At 60.2% G+C, this 15,948-nt stretch carries 13 protein-coding genes; 10 read left to right on the top strand and 3 right to left on the bottom strand.

Annotated elements, in window-relative coordinates; translation table 11 throughout:
* Positions 1 to 134 precede the first annotated feature (134 nt).
* From ROTMU0001_RS00685 to ROTMU0001_RS00660, 6 genes are all read left to right on the top strand, one after another.
* Entirely contained in the window at positions 135 to 728 is a 594-nt protein-coding gene (locus ROTMU0001_RS00685; RefSeq protein ID WP_005507562.1) for a hypothetical protein, read from the top strand.
* A gap of 19 nt (positions 729 to 747) precedes the next feature.
* Complete coding sequence (locus ROTMU0001_RS00680) at positions 748 to 3,183, top strand: atrophin-1 family protein (protein WP_005507560.1); 2,436 nt, start codon at positions 748 to 750, stop codon at positions 3,181 to 3,183.
* Positions 3,184 to 3,462: 279 nt separating this feature from the next.
* Complete coding sequence (locus ROTMU0001_RS00675; protein WP_005507558.1) at positions 3,463 to 4,590, top strand: histidinol-phosphate transaminase; 1,128 nt, start codon at positions 3,463 to 3,465, stop codon at positions 4,588 to 4,590.
* A gap of 401 nt (positions 4,591 to 4,991) precedes the next feature.
* On the top strand, positions 4,992 to 6,158 hold the full coding sequence (locus tag ROTMU0001_RS00670) for a thiamine pyrophosphate-dependent enzyme (protein ID WP_005507557.1): 1,167 nt from the start codon (positions 4,992 to 4,994) through the stop codon (positions 6,156 to 6,158).
* Positions 6,159 to 6,160: 2 nt separating this feature from the next.
* Positions 6,161 to 7,147, top strand: coding sequence for an alpha-ketoacid dehydrogenase subunit beta (locus ROTMU0001_RS00665; protein ID WP_005507556.1), 987 nt, complete (start codon positions 6,161 to 6,163; stop codon positions 7,145 to 7,147).
* Between the two features lie 99 nt (positions 7,148 to 7,246).
* The gene (locus ROTMU0001_RS00660) at positions 7,247 to 8,722 is read left to right on the top strand and encodes a dihydrolipoamide acetyltransferase family protein (protein ID WP_005507554.1); all 1,476 of its coding nucleotides are present in this window, start codon (positions 7,247 to 7,249) and stop codon (positions 8,720 to 8,722) included.
* 159 nt (positions 8,723 to 8,881) lie between these two features.
* On the opposite strand, the gene ROTMU0001_RS00655 is transcribed toward ROTMU0001_RS00660, so the two are convergent.
* From ROTMU0001_RS00655 to ROTMU0001_RS09145, 3 genes are read right to left on the bottom strand one after another with little or no spacing between them, the layout of a single operon-like run.
* Positions 8,882 to 10,000 carry a hypothetical protein gene (locus ROTMU0001_RS00655; RefSeq protein ID WP_005507553.1) on the bottom strand — a complete coding sequence of 373 codons (1,119 nt, stop codon included), beginning with the start codon at positions 9,998 to 10,000 and terminating at the stop codon, positions 8,882 to 8,884.
* A gap of 33 nt (positions 10,001 to 10,033) precedes the next feature.
* Positions 10,034 to 10,696 (bottom strand): sugar O-acetyltransferase, encoded by a 663-nt coding sequence (locus ROTMU0001_RS00650; protein WP_005507552.1) that lies wholly within the window; start codon positions 10,694 to 10,696, stop codon positions 10,034 to 10,036.
* Positions 10,696 to 10,845 (bottom strand): hypothetical protein, encoded by a 150-nt coding sequence (locus tag ROTMU0001_RS09145; protein WP_005504480.1) that lies wholly within the window; start codon positions 10,843 to 10,845, stop codon positions 10,696 to 10,698. Before ROTMU0001_RS09145 ends, ROTMU0001_RS00650 begins: the two co-directional genes overlap by 1 nt.
* A gap of 147 nt (positions 10,846 to 10,992) precedes the next feature.
* On the opposite strand from ROTMU0001_RS09145, the gene ROTMU0001_RS00645 reads away from it, so the two are divergent.
* The 4 genes from ROTMU0001_RS00645 (at position 10,993) to ROTMU0001_RS00630 (ending at position 15,853) form a co-directional block, all read left to right on the top strand.
* Complete coding sequence (locus tag ROTMU0001_RS00645) at positions 10,993 to 12,759, top strand: long-chain-fatty-acid--CoA ligase (RefSeq protein ID WP_005507551.1); 1,767 nt, start codon at positions 10,993 to 10,995, stop codon at positions 12,757 to 12,759.
* Between the two features lie 312 nt (positions 12,760 to 13,071).
* Positions 13,072 to 13,956: a MetQ/NlpA family ABC transporter substrate-binding protein gene (locus ROTMU0001_RS00640; RefSeq protein WP_005507550.1), complete on the top strand. Its 885-nt coding sequence runs from the start codon at positions 13,072 to 13,074 to the stop codon at positions 13,954 to 13,956.
* 145 nt (positions 13,957 to 14,101) lie between these two features.
* Positions 14,102 to 15,157: a methionine ABC transporter ATP-binding protein gene (locus tag ROTMU0001_RS00635; protein ID WP_005507549.1), complete on the top strand. Its 1,056-nt coding sequence runs from the start codon at positions 14,102 to 14,104 to the stop codon at positions 15,155 to 15,157.
* Positions 15,158 to 15,853, top strand: a complete 696-nt coding sequence (locus ROTMU0001_RS00630; RefSeq protein ID WP_005507548.1) for a methionine ABC transporter permease — start codon at positions 15,158 to 15,160, stop codon at positions 15,851 to 15,853.
* The last annotated feature ends 95 nt before the right edge of the window (positions 15,854 to 15,948 follow it).

Genomic DNA, 15,948 nt, shown 5'->3' with positions numbered 1-15,948 from the left:
ACAAGCCTGAGTTATCCACAGGTTGGCGCACTCCACCTGCACGGTCACCGAGGCAGATTTAGCCTAAAACAAACCCAAACACAGGACAGAAACAGGCGCACAAACAACCTGTCCAACCATCGAAAGGACGCCCCATGAACACGATCGTCGACACCGCACCACCTCCCGCACCCCAGATGCCCCACATCGAACCAACCGATATCCTCCGCGCAGCAGGACACATGGGCATCGGCACCGCGGCCGGCCACGCCCTCGCCGAGCAGCTCATGGCAGTCGCCGTGCTCGCCCGCGCCAAAGGCGCAGAACTCGCCCACAGGATGCGCACCGAAGCCCAAGAAATCCGCACCGCACACCAACGCGCCAACGAACTCAACGGCGACCGCTGGGCATCCGAAGCCGGACGCGCCTACCGGCGACAACTCGAAGAACACCGCGAAAAAATCCGCAACCAAGCCGAACAAGCCGAAGGCACGGCCGCCATGATCGCCGCCGCCGGTGAAGAACTCGCCAACGACCTCACCGGCAAAGCGCAGGCTATCAAAGCCGCCGCCTCCGCCGTAGATAACCTACTCGGCAAACTCGCCGACGGTGCCGCCGACGCCCTCGAAAAACTTAACCCCGGCGAAATCATCGCCCGCTCAGGCGTGCAAAAAGCCCAGTCAACGCTCGATTCACTCATGCACGTGAACCTACCCGACGGGCTGAGCTCGCTCATCCGAACCCACTAACCTCACCCCAGGAGACACCATGATTACCGGACCCACCGTTGCGCCCATCGGTGACCTCAGCAACTCCGCAAGGCCCACCGCAGGCACTATCAGCGTTGAGCTTGAAGAAATGCCCGCCATCGCCGACGGGCTCGACACCGTCAGCCGCACCTGCGCCGACCGCACCATGCCCATTCTCGGTATCGCCGCTGAAACTCGTCTCTTCCTCGGCATTAACGGACGTGCCCAGCAGGCTGCTGGCCTCTGTACCGGCCTCGCTGCAGACCTCGGTATGAGTGCCGCAAAGTTCGGCGCCACCGCAGCCGCCGTCCGCGCCGCCCACAGCTCCTACCTGCAGACCGAAAATATCGTCGCAGGCTGGTTCGACTCCATGGGCATCGCAAAGGACGGCAAGCTACCCGACGGACGCAGCACCCGAGACCACCTGCGCGGACTCATTGCTGGAGAACCCGGCGAAGCCGACTACCTCTTGAAGCTCACCATTCCCGAGCTCGGGTACTTCTCGGCCTATTGGGTATTGCCTCATTCACCTGTAGTGGCAGCCATTATCTTCGGCTTCACTGCCTACATGGATGCCAAATGGAATCCCGAAATTGCTCGTCAGCGTATTGCTGGGCGACTCTCCGCTGTAACAAAAATACCCCAGGGAATCATTGAAAAAGTCTTGGCCGTAGGCGGAGTTGGAATCGTTGGCCCCCTCCGTGATCCGGATTCTGATAAGAAAGCGCATAACATGCGCACTGCCTCAGCCGACGATTACGGGGTCAGCGCACATTCCGGTGAGAAGGACCGTCTCACGGTGGACGCTAGCGCTGAACGTCTGCAAGCGGCTGCCAAGGCACAGGATCAGGAGTTTGAACGCTCTCAACAGGACCCGACTAAGGGCGAACGCGGTGCCGTGCTCGTCACCGTCATGTACGAAGCAGGACACGAAGGTGACCCCACCCATGCCCTGTATGTGGTGAGCATTCCGGGTACTAACTTCTCTTCCTTTGGTGGGTCTCCTATGGATGTCCCTGGGGCTCTTCGCGAAGCACTGGGTAATGATACTCTGGAGAACCCCGCCTATCAGATGGTTCTGCAGGCTCTACGTGATGCCGGAGCACCTCAGGGTGCCCGAGTGTACTTGGAAGGCTTTAGCCAGGGAGGCATGATTGCCTACAACATGGCGAATAGTACTGAAGTCGCCAAAGAAATCAACATTGTGGGTGTCTACGCTCAAGCCTCCCCGCTACGAGGTCTACCGGCTAAACGCCGCGACTTTGGAGTGGACTACGTGGAAGGAGATGGAGACTGGGTTCCTGACTCTGCGTTGAGGCCTGAGGGAGGGTGGCGGCCCGATGAACGTGATACCGCAATTACGGTCTCAAATTTCAAACATGACGGCGGGGCATATAGGGAAACCCTGCAACGTGAAGGATACGGAAACCAGACTCTGGGTGCCCTCAGCGCGGCCATGGGCAACAAAGGTTATGTGCAAGGGGAACAAAAGGTTACCTCGGGCTCCGCTATGCCAGATGGTTACAAGCCTGAAGAACGTCTGAACGAGTATGGATTGCGTGGGGCTAGGTATGGTAAACAGGCTCTTGAAGCTGGGGTGCAGCTTGATCCTCGAGTTTTATATGAGGGTATAGACCAACTAACAGATGGAGAACTGCACCGAGTAGATAGTGCAGTGCGTGGCAACGTCGAAAATACTCGGCAGAAAATCGAAGCCACCGTCTCAGACATCCAGCAGGGCATGGAGATTGCCAAGCAGAAGGCCGAGGGTCTTCAGCGAGAAGCTGGAGAAACCGTACAGGCGGTTGCTGGGCAAATCCCCGCCGTTATCGAGGGCGTCCAAAAGACCATCCCTCACCCCGAGCCGACTCCGCAGGAATCTCAGAACCCGCAGCCTGCATGGCCCGAAATGCCTGTGCCGCAGATGCCCAAGGTGCCCCTCCTACAGGGATATAACCCGCAGAATATTCCGCCCGCCATCAAGATGCCGAGCGACCTGAGCCGCCCCGAGCCTGCCCCCATCAAGATGCCGGTGGACCTGAGCCGTCCGGAGCCTGCCCCCATCAAGATGCCCGCTCGAATCGAGGCAGAGGGGCAGCTACCCCCTGCAGGTCTGATCCCGCCGGACATTCTGCCCAAACCTGCAGATTTGCATACGCACATCGAAAAGGTTGTTACTCAGCCAATCATCGATCAGCTGCAACTCCCTAACGCGGGTTCTGCGCTCAAGAATCCTCCAATCTTCGGACCTCGGCAAGGCGGAGACTACGACGGCGTTGAGTCGCTCATTCCCATCCTGCCAGGCCAGAAGCCGGCGCCTATGCTCCCGCCCAAGAGCATTGACCCCGGGTTCTTCGCACCAACTCCACCCGAGAACATCGATCCCGGGTTCCGCGCACCAGGCCCTCCCGAGGACCTGACTCCCCTCGAGGAGAGTGAACCCCTGATGGTCTAAACACCGAGTCTAAAAGCACCAATCTCAAGGACTCGGTATCTCAAAGACTCGGTGGAGGGTGGAGGGGACGAGTAGAGTAGAGAAGAGAAAAGGAGGGGCGCCACCGGGAACAACCCCGGCGGCACCCCTCCATCTTTGCGTACAGCTTTTACACACAGCCTTTTGCGTACAGCGCTCGCGGCCAGTATCTGCTGCCTGCACAGCTACAGCTTGCTCGCGACCTGCTCTCCAGGTGAGAAGCGTTAGCCTCCGAGCCGCCCGCAGGCACATACTGGAACCATGAGCCAGTCAGCTGAACACGCCAACATCCCGGTCCGCCCCGTCTTCAACACCCTGCCCAGCTACGCGGCAGGCAAGCCGCCCGCACCCGTTGAAGGCCTCACCCAGTACAAGCTCTCCTCGAACGAGAACCCGCTGGGCCCCGTACCCGAGGTTACGCGCGTCCTCGCAGAATTTGCGACCGTGCACCGCTACCCCGACCCGCTCTCCACCGCCCTGCGCCACAAGCTTTCCGCACGACTCGGCGTGGACGCTGACGACATCGTTACCGGTGCTGGAAGCCTCGGCGCGCTCAACCAAATTCTCAAAACCTTCGCCGGCATAAACGCCGACGGCGTGCAGGACGAAGTCATCTACGCCTGGCGCTCCTTCGAGGCATACCCGATCCTCGTCGGCATTATGGGCGCTCGCAGCGTGCAGGTGCCGAACCTGCCCGACGGCTCACACGACCTGGACGCCATGGCGGCAGCTATCACCGACCGCACCCGCCTGATCCTGGTCTGCACCCCCAACAACCCGACCGGCCCCGCCGTCACCGAAAGTCAGATTCGTGCGTTCCTGGCGAAGGTGCCTGCCCACATCCCCGTGGTGATTGATGAGGCGTACTTCGAGTTCTGCGCTGCCTCCACCGTGCCGGAAGGTGAAGAAGCCCCGCTGAACGGTATGGACATCTACCGCGACTATGAGAACGTCATTATTCTGCGCACTTTCTCCAAGGCACAGGGCCTGGCGGGTCTGCGCGTGGGCTACTCAATTTCGCACCCGCAGATTACGCAGTACCTGCGGGTGGCGGCAACCCCGTTCGCCGTGACGGCGCTGGCTGAGGCGGCGGCTATCGCCTCCATCGAGCATGAGGATGCGGTCATAGAGCGTGTGAGCCACCTGGTCGCTGAGCGTGAGCGCGTGACCGCTCGACTGCGGGAGCTGGGCTACGATTTCCCGAGCACTTACGCGAACTTTGTGTGGCTGCCCCTGGGGGAGCGCACGGGTGAGTTTGTGCAGCTGATGTCTGAGCATGCGCTGTCGGTGCGTGCGTTCGGCACCGAGGGTGTTCGCGTGAGCATTGGCGAGGTGGAGGCGAATGACCGTTTCCTCTCGCTCTGTGAGGTCTTCGCGAAGGGGCTCTAGGGCGTCTTATGAAGGGGTGGGAGTACCTACTCGACCCTAATTGAACAATGTACTATTTTCCCTTGTCGAGGTTTGTTTGGGCTTTTCAGATGGTTCTCATGCGGGAAAAATGATGGCTCGAAAAGCTCTCAGTAGTTAAATTAAACCTCCCATATATTCTCAAAAAAGAATATATGGGAGGTTTAATTTAATGATGTTCAAATAGTGAATGACAGGGCATAATACACTGCGTTATCAGCGTAACTGCCGCGAGATAAAGCCGAAAAGAGTAGACTGGTAACTATATATGCCCAGACCCTCACAGGCTTACCGGAACACCTCAAACCCTGCACCATCAGGTGAAAGTTGAGACTAAAACCCAAGCCGCTGAGGGCCAAGCCCTCGTCACGTGTGGAGGTTAGATGCACGAGAACGACAAGTACCCCGGAGTGCCCGAACGCATCCAGCTCATGGATGAAAACGGCACCGTACACGAACACCCCACCTACAGCCGGTACATCGAAGACGTCAACGCAGACACCCTGCGCGAGGCATACCGCCTCATGTACACCACCCGCCGATTCGACGACGAGGCAACCGCCCTGCAGCGCCAGGGCCAGCTCGCCCTCTGGGTGCCCAGCCGAGGCCAGGAAGCCGCACAGGTCGGCTCCGCACTCGCCTACGCACCCAACGACTACATCTTCCCCTCCTACCGCGAGCACGCCGTCGCCCTGACGCGTGGCGTGGACTTCCGCGACCTGATCACCATCTTCCGCGGCTCCACCACCCACGGCTGGGACATGAAGGCACACAACTTCCACACCTACACCAAGGTGCTTGCCGCCCAGACCCTGCACGCAGTCGGCTACGCCATGGGTCTGAACTTCGACGCCGACATCGAGGCTGAAACCGGCGCCCGCCGCACCGGTCAGGGTCAGGCAACCGACCCCGCCGAGGACACCCAGAAGCCCGCCGTGGCGGTCTACTTCGGTGACGGCTCCTCCACCGAGGGTGACGCACACGAGTCCATGGTTTTCGCCGCCTCCTATAACGCGCCGGTGCTCTTCTTCGTGCAGAACAACCGCTGGGCTATCTCCGTGCCCTTCGAGGTGCAGTCCCGCGTGCCGGTGTCCACTCGCGCCGCAGGCTACGGCTTCGAGGGTATTCGCGTGGACGGCAACGACGTTCTCGCCGTGCTGGCTGCAACCCGCTACGCCATGGAAAAGATTCGCGCCGGCGAAGGCCCCGTGCTGATTGAGGCTGAAACCTACCGCCTCGGCCCGCACACCACCGCGGATGACCCCACCAAGTACCGCACCGATGCCGACCTGGAAGGCCCCCTGCGCCGTGACCCCATGTTGCGCCTTGAGAAGCACCTGCGTGAGCAGGGCTACGCCGACGATGCCTTCTTTGCTGAGGTTGCAGAAGCAGCCCAGCAGATTGCATCCGGTGTGCGTGAGGCTGTTCTCAACTCGGAACCTGCCGACTTTGAGCGTTTCTTCGACCGCGTCTACGTGCAGGAACACCAGCAGGTGGAAGACGACCGCGAGTTCTATCGTAACTACGTTGCAGGCTTTGAAGAGGAGTAAGCATGAGCGAGAAAATTGAACGTTTGACCCTCGCCAAGGCGATTACCCGCGGCCTGGAAGACGCCATGGAAGCCGACCGCACCGTCGTCATGCTCGGTGAGGATATCGGCAAGCTCGGCGGCGTGTACCGTGTGACCGAGGGCCTGCAGGCGTGCTTCGGCAACCGCCGCGTCATGGATGCGCCCCTGGGCGAGTCCGGCATTATCGGCACCTCTATTGGTATGGCGCTACGTGGCTACCGCCCCGTGCCGGAGATCCAGTTCGACGGCTTCGTGTTCCCCGCCTACAACCAGATCACGAGCCAGCTGGCGAAGATCCACAACCGCACCGATAAGCAATACACGGTGCCCGTGACCATCCGCATTCCGTACGGTGGCGTGATTGGTTCGGTGGAGCACCACTCCGAGTCCCCGGAGGCGCTGTTCGCTCACACCGCGGGTCTGCGTATTGTGACCCCCTCGACCCCGCACGAGGCGTACTGGATGACCCGCAAGGCGATTGAGTGCCCCGACCCGGTCATTATTTTTGAGCCGAAGCGCCGCTACTGGCTCAAGGGTGAAGTGGACTTTAGCGACACTTCCTTTGATCCGTTTAGCGCCCAGGTGGTGCGTGAGGGTACGGACGCGACCATCGTTGCGTACGGTCCGCTGGTGCCGGTTGCTCTGGCTGCGGCAGAGGCTGCGGTGGAGGATGGCCGTTCGATTGAGGTTATTGACCTGCGCTCGATTTCACCGCTGGACGTGCCGACCGTTGCTGCTTCGGTGGCGAAGACTGGCCGCCTGATTATTGCGCACGAGGCGCCGACCTTCGGTGGTATGGGCGGTGAGTTGGCTGCGGCGATTACGGAGCGTTGCTTCTACAGCCTGCAGGCGCCAGTGATTCGCGTTGGCGGCTACTACATGCCGTACCCGATTTCCCGTGTTGAGGAAGAGTACGTGCCCGATATTGACCGTATTCTTGAGGCGGTTGACCGCGCTTTTGACTACTAGGCATTCCCTGATCTGACGTATCAGCGTGTTGCGCTATGGCGGGTTGCGAACCCGCACAGAATATTCCATATAGGGTATATGCCCTAGTGAGAGGTAAAAATGTCCCAGATTTTCCCGCTCCCTGACGTGGGTGAAGGCCTGACCGAAGCAGAAATCCTCAGCTGGAAGGTGGCAGTCGGCACCGAGGTCGCCATCAACGACGTCCTCGTCGAAATTGAAACCGCGAAGAGTGTTGTTGAACTGCCCTCGCCCTTCGCCGGCACCGTCGAGGCGCTGCTCGTTGCCGAAGGCGAAACCGTTGAGGTGGGCACCCCGATTATCAGCATCTCCGGAGGCGACAACGCACCCGCAACCCCGGCGGCACCCGCCGCAGCAGAGGCTGAGTCCGGCACCGCACTGGTCGGTTCCGGCCCCAAGGCGGACGCTGTGAAGCGTCGCGCCCGCAAGCGCCCCGCCTCCGCAACCCAGCCCGCACAGGCTGCCGCGGCACCGGTAGCACCGGCTGTTCAGGCACCCGTGGCACACACCCCCGCCGACCCGGTGAACCGCAACCAAGGTCTGCTGAGCGAGCTGGCTGAGCGCGCCTCTCGCTTTGTGGAGAACACCCCGCTGAACTCGGTGGTGCAGCGTCTGGCACCCGAGCCCGCAGCGGCTCCCGCGCCGACTTTGGCTCCCGAGCAGGTTCCGCACCGCCCGACCCTCGCGCCGCCTCCGGTGCGTCTTGCCGCAAAGGAGCTGGGTGTTGATCTGGCGAATGTGACCGCTACCGGTGCGCGCGGCCAGGTGACCAAGCAGGACCTCATGAACTATGTGGCGCACCTGAGCGATGTGCAGCATAGTGGCGCCCGCCAGCCGTTCTGGCAGCCCGCAGCCACCCCCGGTGACCGCATTGAGCGCATCCCGGTGCGTGGCGTGCGTAAGGCAACCGCGAAGGCGATGGTTTCTTCGGCGTTTAGCGCCCCGCACGTATCCATCTTCGTGGACGTTGACGCCTCCCGCACCATGGAGTTCGTGAAGCGCTTGAAGAAGTCTCGCCACTTTGAGGGTGTGAAGGTCACCCCGTTGCTGGTTCTGGCCGCCGCGGTCATTTGGGCTGCTGAGCGTAACCCGCAGGTCAATGCGACCTGGACCGACAGCGAGATCCAGATTAAGCACTTCATGAACCTGGGTATCGCTGCGGCGACCCCGCGCGGCCTGATGGTTCCGAACATTAAGGACGCTCAGGAGCTGTCCCTGCGTGAGCTGGCTATCGCGCTGAACAACCTGACCACTCGCGCCCGTGAGGGTAAGACTCAGCCCGCTGAGATGGCGAACGGTACCCTGACCATTACGAACATCGGTTCGCTGGGTATTGATACGGGTACCCCGATTATTAACCCCGGTGAGGTGGCGATTGTTGCCTTCGGTACGATCAAGCAGAAGCCGTGGGTGGTTGATGGTGAGGTTATTCCTCGCTGGGTGACGACCCTGGGCGGCTCCTTCGATCACCGTGTGGTGGATGGCGACCTGTCGGCTCGCTTCATGGCTGATGTGGCTGCGATTCTTGAGGAGCCTGCATTGCTGCTGGACCACTAGGCGGCATATTTTGGCTAGTCAGTGTCGTATTGCTGGGTAGCTGAGGCCGTTTAGGATACAGATACTTAGATACAGAAAACCTCCGGTACCTTACGTAAGGTACCGGAGGTTTTCTGCACGTTTTATCCCTATCGCAACGAGGCGCAGATGCTTAGAAGCCTATGCGTCTTCGCGTGCCACCTGGTCGCTCGGGTACTTGTCTACGCGGCGGTGGTACAGGCGTCCCAATAGGCCGCCGAGGATAGCGCCGAGGAAGCTCAACGATAGAACCAGCAGAACCGCGAGCAGACCGTTCGCGAAATCGCCCGCAATCAGCTTCTGCAGGGACAGGGACGCGACACCGTTCTGGAACAGCTGAGGCGTGAGGAAGGTCGCCAGGGACCCGAGGATGAGCGCCATAATCTGCCAGAGCCACACGGCAATGCCCTGCTTAGCGCCGGCGAATCGTGCCATGCGTCCTGCCGCGTAGCCGCCCACCAGGTAGGCGAAGAAGATGAGCACACTCAGCGCGACCGCTACCGGTACGGCGTTCGACGCGCCGCTGAAGAGTCGGGAGACCACCGAGGCGTACTCGATGGACTCGCTCTGACCGGTCAGGGCCAGCCACGACTGGATAGCCCACAGGCCACCGTCCATGAGGGAGATGGTGATTAGCCAGCCGAGCAGGCCGGGCAACAGGTGCATGCGGGAGTAGCGGCTCTTCTGCATGGACAGCGCGGTTGCGGCGGTGAGGATGGGTTCCGAGCCAGCGGCATCACCTGCGGGGGTGGGGATGACGAAGTGGTCATCAGCCGCGGGGTCAGCCTGCGGGGCGTTCGATGCCGCATGTGCGTTGCCGGGTGCGGGTACTTCGTAGCTTGCCGCCGCAGTCGGCGCAGTAGCGGGGGCAGGTGGGGTAGCGGGGGCAGAGGTTGCGCCGCCGCGCACATTATCCGCGCTGGGGGTTGCGGGCTTGTCGAGCCAGCTGAGGTTATCGGTAGCGGGTTCGCCCAAGTCAGCACCGGAGTCTGTACTTTGAGCGGCGCTGTTTGCGGAGAGGAGCGGCTGGGTTGCGGTAGCCGCCTCGGTGAGGGGGCGGGTCGCATCCTGCGAGGACTGTGCCGAAGAGCTCGACTCGCGCGCCTTTTCGTGGGCGCGGCGTGCGGCGTTCAGGTCCTCATCGGTCAGAACCACGGTGGGGTCGTCGGAGGAGAATGCCGCCTCCCACAGGTCACTTTCGGTGGGGGTGGACGCCGCGTCGGCCGGATGCTGCTGCGGGTTGTTGTTCTGTGCGTTCATTAAATCCTTTGGATTCTAGTCCTGGGTGCTGATTTAGCGGTTGCGGTCAGCGTAGAAGGCGCGTGCTTCTTCCAGGGCTTCTGCGGAGTAGGTGTGCGGGTATGCCGGGCGTTCGTTCTCGTCCAGGGTACGGACCACACGGCCGGGGTTGCCGACCACGAGGGAGTTTTCGGGGACATCCTTGGTGACGACGGTGCCCGCGCCAATCACGGAGTTCTTGCCGATGGTCACACCGCCCAGGATAATAGCGCCGCCACCGATCCAGACGTTGTCTTCAACGGTGATGGGCTCGCCACCTTCCCAGTATGCGGCGCGGTCGACCGGGTTGAGCGGGTGGGTGGGGGTGAGGAACTGTACGTTGTTGCCAACAAGCACGGTGGAGCCGATGCGGATCGGGCAGACGTCCAGGAAGACGCAGCCAAAGTTGAAGAAGGAGCCGTCACCAATATAGGTGTTCACGCCGTAGTCGAAGCGTGCACCGGGGCGGATGTGCGAGTGCTCGCCCAGGTGGCCGAGGTGTTCACGGTAGACGTGCATTGCCTGGGCCTGCTCGCCGCGTGCGTAGTGTTCTTCGGCGAGGACGGTTGCAGCGTGGATGCGCTTAGTCTGCGCGGCGCATTCGGCGTCGGGCATGTAGGCGGCGCCGGAGATCATGCGGTTGAAGATGTCGCCGTTGGGGCGCTGCGGGGTGTGCATTAGTGGGCTCCTCCCAGAAGGTAAGCAAGTGCGATGATGGCCATTCCGAACAGGATGACGACTCCTCCGGCGATAGCGAATCGTTTGGAAATTTCGCGGAGGAGCTTCTTGAACTGTTCGTCAGTGATGTCTTGCTGTCGTTTACTCATGCTTTAAGTATCCCAGAGTTGCGGGGCTCTGCCTTAGTGTTTCGGTATTTATTGCGGTATCTGGGGCGGGTGTACCGTGTGATTTTCAGCGTGGAAAGAAGCGCTGCTGAGTTGAAGCGTGAGGGTGTGGGAAGGCACAATCAATGCATGACTGAGGCTCAGAAGAACACGAATCTGCAGGATGCGGCGGCACCTGCATCCCCCGCTGGCGTATCGGCTGGTGCGCATCCGTTGGCGCATCGCCCCTGGTTGAAGAATTATTCTTCGTGGACTGCCCGTGATATTGAGCTGCCCGAGACCTCGCTGAGCCACCTCATTGACGAGGCGGTCCGCACCGTACCCCACAAGGTGGCGCTGGAGTTCTTTGGCGCGACCACGACCTATGCCGAGTTGGGGGATCAGATTGAGCGTGCTGCGGAGGGTCTGCGTGTGGCGGGTGTGCAGGCGGGTGACCGTGTGGCGCTGATTTTGCCGAACTGCCCTCAGCATATTGCGGCGTTCTATGCGATTTTGCGCCTGGGCGCGATTGTGGTGGAGCATAACCCTCTGTACACGGGCGCGGAGTTGCGCCACATGTTTGAGGATCACGGCGCGAAGGTCGCGATTGTGTGGGATAAGATCGCCTCGCATATTACGGGTCTTCCGGCGGATATCCGTCCGAACCATATTTATTCGGTGAACATGATTTCTGCGATGCCCGCGCTGATGCGTACCGCGCTGAAGCTGCCGTTGAAGAGTGCGCGTGCTTCGCGTGAGAAGCTGACCGGTCCTGCGCCGGGTACGGTGTCGTGGGCTCAGCTGGTGAAGAGCGAGCGTATTGACCCATCGCATCGCCGCCCGACCGCGCATGATATTGCGCTGCTGCAGTACACCTCGGGCACGACCGGCCTGCCGAAGGGTGTGATGCTCACGCACCGCAACCTGGAGTCTAACGGCCGCATGGGTGAGGCATGGATTAACCCGGGCGATGACGAGGTGATTTACTCGGTTCTGCCGCTGTTCCACGCCTACGGTATGACCCTGGGCGTGACGATTGCGTCGTTGTGCCGTGCCCGCCTGGTGCTGTTCCCGACCGTGGACATGGACCTGATTTTGAAGGCGATGAAGAAGACCCGCCCGACCATTCTTCCTGCGGTTCCGCCGGTGTATCGCCGCCTGATGGATGAGGCGAAGAAGCGCGGCGTGTCCCTGGAGGGTATCCGTTACGCGGTTTCTGGTGCGATGAACCTGCCGCCTGAGCTGGTTGCCGAGTGGGAGGAAGCGTCCGGCGGTTTCATGGTGGAAGGCTACGGCCTGACCGAGTGCGCGCCGCTGGTGTCCTGCAACCCGCTCAATGACACTCGCCGTGCCGGTTTTATTGGTGTTCCGTTCCCCTCCACCGATATTCGTGTGGTGGACCCGGAAACTGGCGAGGACGTGCCTGATGGTGAAGAGGGCGAGCTGTGGGTGAAGGGCCCTCAGCGTTTTGCTGGTTACTGGAAGCGTGAGGACGAGACGGCGAAGACCATCACCCCCGAGGGTTGGCTGCGTACCGGCGATATTGTGCGCCTGGATGAGGACTACTTCATTCAGATTGTCGACCGTATTAAGGAAGTTATTATTACCGGCGGTTTCAACGTCTCCCCGACGGAGGTTGAGGTCGCCCTCAAGCAGCACGACATGGTCGCGGATGCGGCGGTAGTCGGTATTCCGCTGCCCGCCGGTGGCGAGATGGTGGTTGCCGCTGTGGTTCCCGCCCCGGGTCGAGTGGTGCAGGAACATACTCTGCGTGAGCACTGCTATTCGAAGGTGACTCGTTATAAGGTTCCGCGCCGCATCGTGGTGGTGGATGATCTGCCCCGTTCGATGCTGGGTAAGGTTCTGCGCCGTAAGGTGCGTGAGCAGCTGATTGCTTCGGGCGAGTTCGATCAGTAGGTTGATTCCCCGCCCGCCCGTAATGGGTGGACACTATGGACGCCGGCTTGGGTTTTCGTACCCGGGCCGGCGTTTTGTGTGCGCCTGAATACACCGTCAATGACGCTTTGTGACCTGGCAAATAATCACTGCATGACGAATTATGACAAAATATGACGACCTTGACGTTCTGTGTCTCATGAATAGCCATTAACTTCCACACCCGCCCTTGTGCGTGCTGTAATTGTCCCATCATCATTCCCATCGGATGTGCTAGTACCAACGTGAGCACCCGGTGGAACGCATCATCATTCAACAGAAAGATTCATAGCCGTGAAGAAGTTTGCTGCTGCACTCGCAGTTGTCCCCATGGTCTTTGGCCTGGCAGCCTGCGGTTCCACCAACTCCTCCTCTTCCTCCTCTTCCGCATCCAAGAAGGTCACCATCGGTGTGGTTGGCTCTGAGAAGTTCAACAAGACCCTGAAGGAAGAAGCTAAGAAGCAGGGTATCGACATTGAGTTCAAGGAGTTCAGCGCGTACACCGAGCCGAACCCCGCACTGGACGCCGGTGACATCGATATGAACCGCTTCCAGCACATCGCGTACCTGTCCAACTACAACGTGAGCGCTAAGAAGGACCTGCAGATTGTTGGCCCGACCGTCATCTACCCGATGGCTCTGTTCTCCAAGAAGCACTCCAAGTTGGCTGACATCCCCCAGGGCGGCGAGATCGTTATCCCGAACGACACCGTGAACGAAGCGCGCGCTCTGAAGCTGCTGAAGACCAACGGTCTGGTTACCTTCAAGAACGCTGATGTTGACGCACCCACCATCGACGATGTGGACACCGCTAACTCCAAGGTGAAGGTCACTCCCGTCGACGCAACCCAGACCGTGGTTGGCATGGAGTCCGCTGACGGCGCAGTCGTCAACAACGACTTCCTCAAGGATGCAGGCCTGAAGCCCGCAGACGCCCTGGCTCAGGACGACCCCAAGACCGACCCCTCGGCAATCAAGTACGTGAACCTCTTCGTTGCTCAGAAGGACAAGGCTGACGACGAGACCTACAAGAAGATTGTTGAAATCTTCCACACTAAGCCCGTCATGGATGTTGTTCAGGAAGAGACCCGCGGCACCGCTGTTGAGGTCAACGTGAGCACCGATGAGCTGCGTCAGTCCCTGGCTAACGAAGAAGCCAAGCTGCGCGCCAAGAAGTAATCTTCTAAATACACGCCTCCTCTAGGCATACGCAAAGGCGGTAAGTCTAAGCACCCGATGCGGGTCACGACAGGCTTACCGTCCTTTGCGTAACGGCGTTAATGCCCTTTAGCGCCCCAACCACGACATTTACGGATACATATTTATGAGTGAACTGGTACAGAGCTTCGGTGACAGCACCGAGCCCATGGTGGTTCTGGACGGAGTCTCCAAGGTCTTCGGCAACGGCCCCAAGGCAGTAGTTGCTGTGGACAACGTCTCCCTCAGCATTAACCGCGGCGAAATCTTTGCAATCATCGGCTACTCCGGCGCCGGTAAGTCTACCCTGGTCCGCCTCATCAACGGCCTGGAAACCACCACCAGCGGCACCCTGACCGTCGGTGGCTTCCAGATTTCCGGTAAGCGCGACTCCGAACTGCGTGAAGCACGCACCAACATCGGTATGATCTTCCAGCAGTTCAACCTGATGAACTCCCGCACCGTGCTCGGTAACGTCGAGTTCCCGCTGAAGATTGCCGGCTGGTCTAAGAAGGACCGCCGCGAACGCGCCCTGGAAATGCTGGAGTTCGTGGGTCTTGCCGACCGTGCAGGTCACTACCCGAACCAGCTTTCGGGTGGTCAGAAGCAGCGCGTGGGTATTGCTCGTGCGCTCGCGACCAACCCTGCCCTGCTGCTGGCTGATGAGTCCACCAGCGCGCTGGACCCGGAAACCACTCATGAAGTTCTTGCGCTTCTTAAGCGTGTGAACCGTGAACTGGGTGTGACCGTCGTGGTGATTACCCACGAGATGGACGTGGTCTCCAGCATCGCTGACCGTGTGGCTGTCATGGAGTCCGGCCGCGTGGTGGAGCAGGGCAACGTCTACGACGTCTTCTCCAACCCGCAGACCGATGTGGCAAAGCTGTTCGTGGCAACCACCGTCAAGCTCGCCCCCACCGGCAAGGAAGCAGCCGAGCTGCGCGCAAACCACAAGGGTTACCTCATCAACGTTGAAATCGTGGAGGGTAACCAGGAGCTTGGTAAGGTGCTGTCCTACCTGGGCGCCCGTAACGTCCGCTTCAACATTGTGGGCGGCGGTATTGAGACTCTGCAGGGTAAGGCGTACGGTACCCTCACCCTGGAACTTCTCGGCGAAATCACCAGCATTGATGCCGCCGTTGCCGAACTGAAGACCGTTGCCCGCGTGCAGGAGGTGCGCTAAATGTTTGCTACTACTCTTCCGCTGGCTGCGTCTAAGACGGACTGGTCCGAGTTCCTGCCCGAGAAGCTGCTCCCGGCTATCGGCGATACGTTCTACATGGTGTCTATCACCATGGTGTGCGCCGGTCTGGTTGGTCTGATTGTGGGTGCTCTGCTGTACACCACCCGTGAGGGCAACATCTTCCAGAACCGTTTCGTGTACACGATCCTGAACATTCTGGTGAACGTGATTCGCCCGATTCCGTTCATTATTTTGATTGCGGCTTTGGGCCCGCTGACGAGCGCCGTGGTGGGTACCCGCCTGGGCGTGAATGCGGCGGTCTTCGCGATGAGCTTCGGTGCTGCATTCGCTATTGCCCGTATCGTGGAGCAGAACATGGTCTCCATTGACCCGGGCGTGATTGAGGCGGCGCGTGCGATGGGCGCTTCAAAGCTGACCATCCTGTTCACCGTGATGATTCCGGAGGCGCTTGGCCCGCTGATCCTCGGTTACACCTTCCTCGTCATTGGCGTGGTGGATATGTCCGCTATGGCCGGTTACGTGGGTGCCGGTGGTCTGGGTAAGATCGCGATTGTGGACGGCTACCAGCGCTTCAACGATGAGATCACCTGGGCTGTTGTGGCGATTATTATCGTCCTGGTTCAGCTGGTTCAGTTCATCGGTAACTTCCTGGCGAAGAAGGTTATGCGCCGATAAGCTCGTGCCCCTTGTAGGCCTTGTAGGTACTGTAGGTACGGCTGATACAGCATAGAAGACCCCCGGTCTGCTCCTTGAGGAGCGGGCCGGGGGTC

Origin of the sequence: Rothia mucilaginosa ATCC 25296 (genome assembly GCF_000175615.1) — a bacterium.
Classification (GTDB): domain Bacteria; phylum Actinomycetota; class Actinomycetes; order Actinomycetales; family Micrococcaceae; genus Rothia; species Rothia mucilaginosa.
Note: the sequence above shows the minus strand (reverse complement) of the source record. Positions and strands in the feature narration are given on the sequence as shown.

Excerpts from the sequence above, each read along its gene's own strand:
- ROTMU0001_RS00645 (WP_005507551.1), top strand. The coding sequence starts at position 10,993 with ATGACTGAGGCTCAGAAGAACACGAATCTGCAGGATGCGGCGGCACCT.
- ROTMU0001_RS00685 (WP_005507562.1), top strand. The coding sequence starts at position 135 with ATGAACACGATCGTCGACACCGCACCACCTCCCGCACCCCAGATGCCC.
- ROTMU0001_RS00680 (WP_005507560.1), top strand. The coding sequence starts at position 748 with ATGATTACCGGACCCACCGTTGCGCCCATCGGTGACCTCAGCAACTCC.
- ROTMU0001_RS09145 (WP_005504480.1), bottom strand. The coding sequence starts at position 10,845 with ATGAGTAAACGACAGCAAGACATCACTGACGAACAGTTCAAGAAGCTC.
- ROTMU0001_RS00650 (WP_005507552.1), bottom strand. The coding sequence starts at position 10,696 with ATGCACACCCCGCAGCGCCCCAACGGCGACATCTTCAACCGCATGATC.
- ROTMU0001_RS00655 (WP_005507553.1), bottom strand. The coding sequence starts at position 10,000 with ATGAACGCACAGAACAACAACCCGCAGCAGCATCCGGCCGACGCGGCG.
- ROTMU0001_RS00635 (WP_005507549.1), top strand. The coding sequence starts at position 14,102 with ATGAGTGAACTGGTACAGAGCTTCGGTGACAGCACCGAGCCCATGGTG.
- ROTMU0001_RS00665 (WP_005507556.1), top strand. The coding sequence starts at position 6,161 with ATGAGCGAGAAAATTGAACGTTTGACCCTCGCCAAGGCGATTACCCGC.
- ROTMU0001_RS00675 (WP_005507558.1), top strand. The coding sequence starts at position 3,463 with ATGAGCCAGTCAGCTGAACACGCCAACATCCCGGTCCGCCCCGTCTTC.
- ROTMU0001_RS00630 (WP_005507548.1), top strand. The coding sequence starts at position 15,158 with ATGTTTGCTACTACTCTTCCGCTGGCTGCGTCTAAGACGGACTGGTCC.
- ROTMU0001_RS00660 (WP_005507554.1), top strand. The coding sequence starts at position 7,247 with ATGTCCCAGATTTTCCCGCTCCCTGACGTGGGTGAAGGCCTGACCGAA.
- ROTMU0001_RS00670 (WP_005507557.1), top strand. The coding sequence starts at position 4,992 with ATGCACGAGAACGACAAGTACCCCGGAGTGCCCGAACGCATCCAGCTC.